This is a genomic window from Streptomyces sp. NPDC041796, from assembly GCF_055590785.1.
The window spans coordinates 1-8423 of record NZ_JBVJAH010000056.1 but is presented as its reverse complement, the minus strand read 5'-3'; the positions used below and the strand labels follow the sequence as shown (position 1 = coordinate 8423).

The window sequence follows — 8423 nt, the reverse complement described above, 5'->3', positions numbered from 1 at the left end:
TGATCCTTCGGGGGCCGTGTGGCGGCACCGTGGTCGGTGACCGGTTTTTGGTGGGCGGCAGGGGCGTGGGGGCATGGAGGACCAGGGTGCTGTCCGGGCGGGTAGTGGGCTGCCTGCAGTGTCGAGAACGGCACTCCGCGGGCCTGCGGTGCGGCGGCTGCTCGCTCTGCGGGCCGGGGGGAACCTGACAGCAGGTCATGTGCGGTTGGTTGCGGATGCGCTGGGGGTATCGGAGCGCACGGTGTGGCGCTGGCTGGCCACCGCTCAGGGCGATGAGACCGCGGCCGCCTGCCCCGGCGCACGCTCCCGGGCCGATGCGAGGTTCACGATCACGCCCGAAGTCCGAGGGCTGCTCGCATTGTGGAAAGGGAACGTACGGGCAGTTCATCGCGAACTGGTCCTGCGTGCTGCTCGGCAGTCCCCGGCTGCAGACCCACCGTCGCTGACAACGCTGCATCGGGCGATCCGCCGTGATCTGTCGCCGGGGGAGCGGGCGGGGCTTGCGGGTGGGGAGCGGGCTGCGCCTAGGCATGATGTGTTCCTGGCCCGGCCGCGGGGGCGGCGCAACCAGGTGTGGGAGACCGGTCACGTGCAGGCCCCGGTGCTGGTCGATGTTGAGGGCAGGGCCCGCAGGCCGTGGATCACCTGGTTCACCGACTGCGCGACGAACGCGATCACCGGTGTCGCGGTGACCCCGGTGCATCCGTCGCGGGAGTCGGTGCTGGCCGCGCTGCGCCACACTGGAAGGAGGCGGCCGACGCCGTCGCTCAACCCTCCCTGACCGCCGCCAAGTTGCGGGAGATCACTGGTGTACTCGCCTCCCCCCGGGTACGGGGCATGGCTCGGACGGTTCGGCCGGGTGCAGGCACGTCTATGAGCACGCAGGTCATGTGTGAGCGCGTGCAGGAGAGCGGCGGGTGCGGTGGCGTCGGGTGGTGAGGCTGTTGATGTCTGTGGTGGCCGCGGTCAGGGCGTCCAGCCTCTCACCCCGTCCAACTGACCGCCGTCCGGGGGATGGAAAGTCAAACCGGACAAGAAGATGAACAAGGACTGCCCGCGGCGTTAGGGTTTCCGGGCCAGGCCATACGGCACGCTGCATCCCTGGGGACGAAACAGTATGGGACACGGAGCGCGGAAGCAGTTGGCGGAGCTGCTCGACGAGGCGCAGCGGTGCGGGGACTTCAGCACCCGTATCGAGATGCCGGCCAGCGCGCTGTGTATCGATGTCGACGGGGTGGGGGAACTGCCGCTGCCGCTGCGTGCCCCGGTCACCAGGAAACTGATCGCGCAGGCCCGGCAGGCATCCTTCGGCCGCGGCGAGCAGACCTTGTCCGACACCACAGTCCGCGACACCTGGGAGATCACCCCGGACCGCTTCACGCTCGGCGGCACTGACTGGGACCGCACCCTGGACGGCGTCCTCGACGGTGTCCGCACCGCGCTCGGTCTGCCGCCCACCACCGTCCTACGGGCCGAGCCGCACGCACTGCTCGTCTACGGCAAGGGCCAGTTCTTCCTGCCGCACCAGGACTCCGAGAAGGACGACTCCATGGTGGGCACCCTGGTCGTCTCGCTGCCCTCGCACCACACCGGCGGCGAACTCGTCGTCACGCACGCCGGCCGCAGCGTCGTCCACCAGGCGTCCCGTCAGAAGCTGACCTTCGCCGCCTTCTACGCAGACTGTCTGCACGAGGTCAGGCCCGTCAAGTCCGGCTACCGCGTCACCCTCACCATGAACCTCCTCGCCGAACGCGTCCGCCCGGCTGGCGAGGACGACAGGGACCCGGTCGCCGACCTGGCCCACTGCCTGACCGAACATTTCACCGAGCCGGCCGAAGAGCGCTACGCCTACGGTCGCCAGAAGGCCGTGCCCCCGAACCGCCTCGTTTACCTCCTCGACCACGAGTACACCCAGCGCGGCCTGGGCTGGGACCGTCTCAAGGGAGCCGACGCCACCCGCACCGCCCTGCTCCGCCAGGCCGCCGCAGAGGCGGACTGTGAAGCGGTCCTCGCGTTGGCCGAGGTGAGGGAGACCTGGGACGCGCATGCGCCGTACGACCGCTACGACTACTACGGCGAGGTCGAGCACTACGACGACTGCGAGGACGAGGAGTGCGAAGGCGAGTGCCTCCTGGACCCCGACGGGGAACCCGGTGCCGAGCGCCGCCGCAGCGGCGACTTCTCCAGCTACGAACTGAACGAGCTGATCGACGACGAGATCACGCTGAGCTGGTGGACCCGCCCGGACGGCACCGGCGGCGAGCAGATCAACCTGCCCGTCGCGTACGCCGAGGTGTGCACCACCACTGAGAACAAGGACCTGACGCCCTACCAGTCCGAGTACGAGGGCTACATGGGCAACTACGGCAACACCCTCGACCGCTGGTACCGGCGGGCTGCCGTGGTCCTGTGGCCCCGGCAGCGCTCGTTCACGGCCCGCGCCGAGGCCGGCTCCGAAGGCGCACTGCGGGAACTTCAGGGCCACCTGGATGCCGGGGACCTCGACCGGGCGCGCACGCTCGCCCAGTCGCTCGCCCCGTTCTGGAAGCAACACGGTTCGGGCGAGGCGTCCGCGGCGCTCTTTGCCGCCGCCCTGCCCGTCGCGGTGGGACTGCGGGAAGCGGATACTGCCACGATGCTCCTCGCGCCTTTCGGGGTGGAGAACCTGGGCGAGCGGCACGCCCCGGGTCTCGCGGCAGCGGCCGCGCGGTACGGACGGACGTGGGCCCGCGGGGCCGTCAGCAGCTGGTTCGGCACGATTGGCGCGTACACCGGGGCCGACCGCGCGGCGTGGCTCGAATCGCTGCCCGGCCTGTGCACCGCGCTGCGGGCCGCCGACGGCGATGGGGACGCGATGGCCTCGCCGCTGGCCGAGGGCGCCTGGCAAGCAGTCGAGCAGCAGCTCACCAGCTGGCTCGGCATCGGCCGCGAGACGGAGCGCCGCACAGGCATGGAGAGGCTCGGCGCGTCACTGGCCCGCATCCTGCAGGCGGCAGGGCCCGAGACCGCCGGCACCATCGCCGCCACGCTGCGCGGCCTGCCGGACACTGCCCTGGAATGCCTGCTCCCCGCCCTGCGCACCGCGGCCCGCCAGCCGGCGGCCATACGCGACGGCGCACCCGCCGCCCGCGCTTTCCAGACCCTCGCCGACCACTGTGAGGACCGGCTCGCCGCGGCCCTCGCCCGCCCTGTACGTGCGGCCGACGACTGGGCTCTTACCCCGGCCGGGACATGCCGGACTGGCTGCGGGCTCTGCCCCGACTTGGACGCCTTCCTCACCTCCCGTACCCGCCACGTCATGGAGTGGCCGCTCGCGAAGGACGGACGCCGCCACCTCCACAGCCGCATCGACCAGGCCGGCCTGCCTGTCTCCCACACCACCCGGCGCCAGGGACGCCCCTACGTTCTGGTCCTGACCAAGACGGACGCCGTCTTCACCCGTGAACAGGCGACCCGCACCCGCGCCGAGACCGACCTGGCGTGGCTGCGGGACAAATGGCCCCGGGCGTGCGGTTGAGAGGTGACACATCCGTACTGAGGCGTCCCCCGGAGTGTGGACACGGAGGTTCATGCTGCGAGTGTGAGTGTGCGTGCTCTCTGCTGTTGCTGTTCGAATTCGGCTGGTGAGAGGTAGTTGAGGGCGCTGTGGCGTCTGCGGGCGTTGTAGTAGGTGAGCCACTGGAAGATCTCCAGCCGCGCCTGGCGCATCGTCGAGAACAGCCGGTGGTGCATCGTCTCCCTCTTCAGCCCCTGCCAGCAGCTCTCAGCGAGGGCGTTGTCGTAGCTCGAGCCGACGCGCCCCATGCTCCTGCGGATCCCGAAACCGTCACAGACCTGTGCGAACGCGGCCGACGTGTACTGCGAACCCCTGTCCGCGTGGAAGATCACTCCGCCGACCCTGCCGCCGCGGGTCGCCACAGCCATCTTCAGTGCGTCGATGACCAGCTCGGCGCGCATGTGCGAGGCCATCGACCAGCCGAGCACCGGCGTGAGCAGATGTCGATGATGCAGGCGGGATACAGCCACGAGCCACCGACCTGCACGTATGTGATATCGCCGCACCACTTCTCGTCCAGCCGTGCGGCGGTGAAGTCGCGTTGGACGAGGTCCGGAGCGGGCGGTGCGAGCCGGTCGGGACCGTGGTGCGCTTGCGGCGCCGCAGATGGCGGCCTTCGAGCCGGTTGGCGCGCATCAGGCGCTCGACGTGCTTACGGTTGACCGTGTGCCCGAAGCCGCGCAACTCGGCATGAACGCGCCGGACTCCGTAGGCGCCCTTGTGCTCGGTGTGGATCTCACGGATCTCCACGAGCAGAGCGTCGTCGGCGGCCTGCCGCTCCCGGCGGGTCTTCGCGCCGGCGATCCACCGGTAGTAGCCCGAGCGCGAGACTCGAAGGACCCGGCATATCCGCTGGACGCCAAAGGTCTCGGCGTGGGCGGAGACGAAGTCCCAGCGGCGGGTCTTCACTTCATCTCCTTGGCGAAATACGCCGCTGCCCGGCGCAGGATCTCCCGGTCGAGCTCCCACTCCTTCTCCGCCTTGCGCAGCCGGCCGTTCTCCGCGCGCAGCCGGGCCAGTTCCTCATCCCGGCTCTCCGCGCTCTGCTCGCCGTGGCTATGAGCGCGGCCCGCGTGCTCGTCGGCCTGGCGGACCCAGCTCCGCAGCGTCTCGCCGGTCACCCCGACATCCGCCGCAACCGCCGCGTACGTGCGCTTCCCGCCCGCCGTGCGGTACAGCGCGACAGCGTCGTTCCTGAACTCCGCCGGATACGGAGACTTACGTCCCACCAGAACACCTTCCCTTGGATCTGCAAGATCCATTGTCAGAGTGTCCACGTCACGGGGGTCGCCTCACCGAGCCGGACACCATGCGTTTCCGGCTCTACCGCCTCCCGGCCCGCCTCGCGAAGCACGCCCGCCGCCGATGGCTGCGGATCGAGACCACCTGGCCCTGGGCTGACGCCTTCACCACCAGCTGGCGATGGCTTGGCGCCCTGCCCATCGCCCCATGAACCGGGCGCCAGAACCCCACGAAGACCAGGAAGGAGCAGACCCCGGGAACCGTGGAAGCCCGGCGCAGCCGCAGCGACACGCGATGATCCCAACCGGCACCGGCCGGAACAAATGGGATGAACCAACCACATCAACTGGCAGCGATCACGCCTGAAGGATCAAGGATCGAGGTTAAAGTCACCGGCACCCGTCCCCACCTGCAGAAACGACCTAACTCACCGGCATTGGCAGGTGACACCTCAGCTGCGGAACTCTCGAGGGTCTGTGCTCGAACCCATGATGCGTTCACGTTGTAGATCTATCTGGGGTAGGGTCTGATGCGACGAGGGCGGGAATAGACCACCCCATGCGAAAGGCGTACCGTGCCGGAAGACCCCATCGCCCGAGAGGGTGCGGCTCAGCTCAACGACAAGCTTAACGAGGTCATCGTCGATCTCCGCGTCATCAAGGGTGATGTCCTCGCCATCCGTCTCGGCCAGGCCGCCACGGACCAGAAGCTCGACACGTTCATCGCCGAGCAGCGAAAGACGAATGCGACCCTCGTTTCGCTGCTGTCCGAACTCGTCGGCAAGCGACCCGAATAGCTGCGGAACGCTCTGGGCGTTCGAAGCGCCGGGGGCGTCGTCTCAGGAGAAACGCATGGTCACGCTCATTGATCCGGCTCGGCTCGGTGGCCTCGTCGAAACCGCCGAGACTATGGGTCTCACCAAACAGGCCGCCGCCCGGGCCCTGAAGGCCCAGGGCGCGCCTCGGGCTGTGCGCACGCTTGCCATGGGTCCCGTCTACGATCTTGACGAGATTGCTGCTTGGAACGCCGTGCGGCGCCGCAGGCCTGGACCGGTCCCGCAGAACAGCGGTCGGATGCGGACTGTCGCACCGCCGCCCCCGTTCTGATCCATCCCTCCTGCTGGCGTGGTCAACTTGTTGGGCTGGCGGGTTGCTTGAGGTGTGTGGCTCTTGGAGTTTTCGGGTGCCTGGCGCAGCACCCGCAGGTGGTGGCCCACCGTGTTGCTTCCGGGGATTGCCCGCGCGCAGCAGCATCGCCAGGCACTCGGAGGTGTTCGCGCACCACGCGGCCAGGGGATGAACCCCGAACGACTTCTTCCAGGTCGCCGCGGCGCCCTGCTTCTTCGACGCCGCCGTGATGATCATGGCGTCCATGTCGATCACCACCCAACGGTGCAGCCGCTTCCCGGCGATCGTCAGCCACGGGAACCCACCCGGCCGCAGATGCAGCAGCGACCACACCCCCCGTTATCTTCTCCGCGGTCCTGCAAGAGGGCCGCTGGCCTCCGGGCCCGGCATGACTGTGTCCCCCTGTCAGGGCTGTTCCAAGGCGCTGCGGGCCCACTGCCCGATCGCCGCATACGAGCGTGCACCGGCGACCACGGCGACCACGGCGATCAGCAGCACTGCCACGAACGGGTGACGCACACCCCGGCGATGGCGCGGGTCCGGCAGCCTGATCAGCCGCTCAGCCAACGGGAGTCCCGAACACTCTGCCAGCGACGGCGATTTGACGAGACAGACGGTGGCAGACTGACGGCACATCGAGGCTCCGGTTCAAGACGGCGACTGGCAAGGTCATCCGTCCACAACGGGAGCCTCGATCTGTTCGTAGCGGCCCTCACCGACATCGTCACCACGCCGTGACCAGCGCCTTCACCCACCCGCCAGGACTTTGGAACAGCCCTGCCGACGGACCACACTGGCGAGTACACCAACGCGACCTCGCGCGTTACTGATCTTTTCGTTGATTCGGTGGGTGTCGTGGGCTTGTCGGTGGGAGTCTGTCTTGGTGCCCTACAAGTCTTCGTCTTCCGTGTCCGGTTCTTCTGTTCCTCCTCTGTCTCGGCTTCAGTTGGCGGAGGCGCGTCGTGCGCGGGCGGTGGAGTTGTTCGAGCAGGGACGCCCGAGCGCCGAGATCGCGCGGGTGGTGGGGGTGCACGCGGAGAGTGTGCGGCGGTGGAGGCGTGCGTGGGAGAACGGCGGGGCCGAGGCTTTGCGGCGGCGGCCGGCCCCCGGTCGTCGGCCGAAGCTGTCCGATGCCCAGGTCGAACAGGTGCGGACCGCGCTGGCCGCCGCCGCGACCCCGGCCTGGACGAGAAGATCGTGGCCGCCGCCATCTCTACCCACTGCCTGGACATCAGTGAGCCGAAGACCGTACGCGGCCGGGAGGCCGGCTACGGCCTCTACACCGCCCGGTGGTCCTTGTCCGACCTTCCTCCCCGCCGCCGACCTCCACCCCACGCGCCCGACCCGGACCGGCACCCCCCGGCCGATCCCGGCGAGCCGGCCGCGCCCCGGCCCCCGGGCCAGGACGCGGGGGAGTGGGAGATCCCCCCGCATCCCGCTCCAGTACGAGCGCGCCGTCCTCGCCGGCGCGGTGGTGCGCGAGCAGCTGCGCACCACCACCGCCACCGCCACCGCTGTGCGGGGCCGGGCGTACGACGTCGTCGCCCACCAGCAGGCGGCGATGCCCGAGCAGCTGCTCGCGTTCGAGCCGGCCGACCCCGAGCACGACGACCCGGAGCAGGAGGCCGGTCGCGGGGAGGCGATCGACATGACGGCGCTGCGGGCGTTGCGGAGGTCCCGTACGGACGTGGAAGCCCTCGATCTCACGGCCGACCGGCTGCGCCTCTCCAGGACGCGTTCGCCAAGGTGGGCGACGACTCCCGCGTTCGCGCGGGCCGCGTCCGCGCGGGCCGCTACACCGGCCAGGACGACGACACCGGCGCGCTGCGCCCGGTGCGCCCAGACGACCAGCAGGCGCACCACCCGCAGGAGCCCGGACCGCACCGCGGCCGGGAGGCCGGCCACTGAGTGGACCCGATGCGCACCCGGTGCGGTGGTGCGCACCGACGATGCCCGGCTCCACTCCACCGAGTCAGCCTCCGCCAACCTGAAGTCGCAGGTCAAAGGCCTGGTGTGATTGTTGCTAGGGGAGTTCGTGCTGGCCGTGGGCGGAAGTCCACTGAGAAGATCATCCGTCAGCGGTTGACTTCGAGGTTCGTCAGGACGAGCAGAGCTTGCAGGAGCTGGTTGGTGCGGGCGAAGTCGGTGTTGCAGCCTCGATTGACCAGGCGGTCTTTCCGGCACCGGAACCAGGCACCGGCTGTCGGTCTGCTGGTGCCGGTCGATAGTCTTCCGGTATGTCTGAGCGTGTTGTCCCGGGTCGGGCAGAGGGCCTGGTCACTCTGGCCGCCGCGGACGATATGTGGGTCAGCCTGACGGCCGGTAGCGCGGTACCGACGAGATCCGCGGTATTCACCTGCGTTCCGTCTGATGTCCGCTCGGGGCGGTTGAGGGGCCTCGCGCTCTTCGGACAGGGTCTTGACTGTCGCGTTCAGGCGGCGGTCCGCAACTGCATGTGCTCGGCGTGGACTTCTTGCGGAGGGCGATAGTCGATGGCC

The 8423-nt window shown here is 69.3% G+C and carries 5 protein-coding genes and 2 pseudogenes; 5 read left to right on the top strand and 2 right to left on the bottom strand.

Annotation, left to right across the window (positions count from 1 at the left end):
- The first annotated feature begins 589 nt into the window (after positions 1 to 589).
- Both ACZ6C1_RS38110 and ACZ6C1_RS38105 read left to right on the top strand, forming a co-directional pair.
- Positions 590 to 781, top strand: coding sequence for a hypothetical protein (locus ACZ6C1_RS38110; protein ID WP_469247642.1), 192 nt, complete (start codon positions 590 to 592; stop codon positions 779 to 781).
- Between the two features lie 336 nt (positions 782 to 1117).
- Positions 1118 to 3517 carry a 2OG-Fe(II) oxygenase gene (locus ACZ6C1_RS38105; protein ID WP_469247641.1) on the top strand — a complete coding sequence of 800 codons (2400 nt, stop codon included), beginning with the start codon at positions 1118 to 1120 and terminating at the stop codon, positions 3515 to 3517.
- 50 nt (positions 3518 to 3567) lie between these two features.
- On the opposite strand, the pseudogene ACZ6C1_RS38100 reads toward ACZ6C1_RS38105, so the two are convergent.
- Positions 3568 to 4785: pseudogene (locus ACZ6C1_RS38100) on the bottom strand (IS3 family transposase).
- Between the two features lie 587 nt (positions 4786 to 5372).
- Between ACZ6C1_RS38100 and ACZ6C1_RS38095 the strand changes: the two are divergent.
- Complete coding sequence (locus ACZ6C1_RS38095) at positions 5373 to 5594, top strand: hypothetical protein (RefSeq protein ID WP_469247640.1); 222 nt, start codon at positions 5373 to 5375, stop codon at positions 5592 to 5594.
- Between the two features lie 736 nt (positions 5595 to 6330).
- On the opposite strand, the gene ACZ6C1_RS38090 is transcribed toward ACZ6C1_RS38095, so the two are convergent.
- On the bottom strand, positions 6331 to 6492 hold the full coding sequence (locus ACZ6C1_RS38090; protein WP_469247639.1) for a transposase family protein: 162 nt from the start codon (positions 6490 to 6492) through the stop codon (positions 6331 to 6333).
- Between the two features lie 283 nt (positions 6493 to 6775).
- Here ACZ6C1_RS38090 and ACZ6C1_RS38085 point away from each other — a divergent pair.
- Together ACZ6C1_RS38085 and ACZ6C1_RS38080 are read left to right on the top strand one after the other, a co-directional pair.
- Positions 6776 to 7108: pseudogene (locus tag ACZ6C1_RS38085) on the top strand (helix-turn-helix domain-containing protein); the annotation flags it as partial.
- Positions 7109 to 7399: 291 nt separating this feature from the next.
- The gene (locus tag ACZ6C1_RS38080; RefSeq protein ID WP_469247643.1) at positions 7400 to 7942 is read left to right on the top strand and encodes a hypothetical protein; all 543 of its coding nucleotides are present in this window, start codon (positions 7400 to 7402) and stop codon (positions 7940 to 7942) included.
- Positions 7943 to 8423: the final 481 nt, after the last annotated feature.

Coding starts and splice junctions, on each gene's coding strand:
- ACZ6C1_RS38105 (WP_469247641.1), top strand. CDS start 1,118: ATGGGACACGGAGCGCGGAAGCAGTTGGCGGAGCTGCTCGACGAGGCG.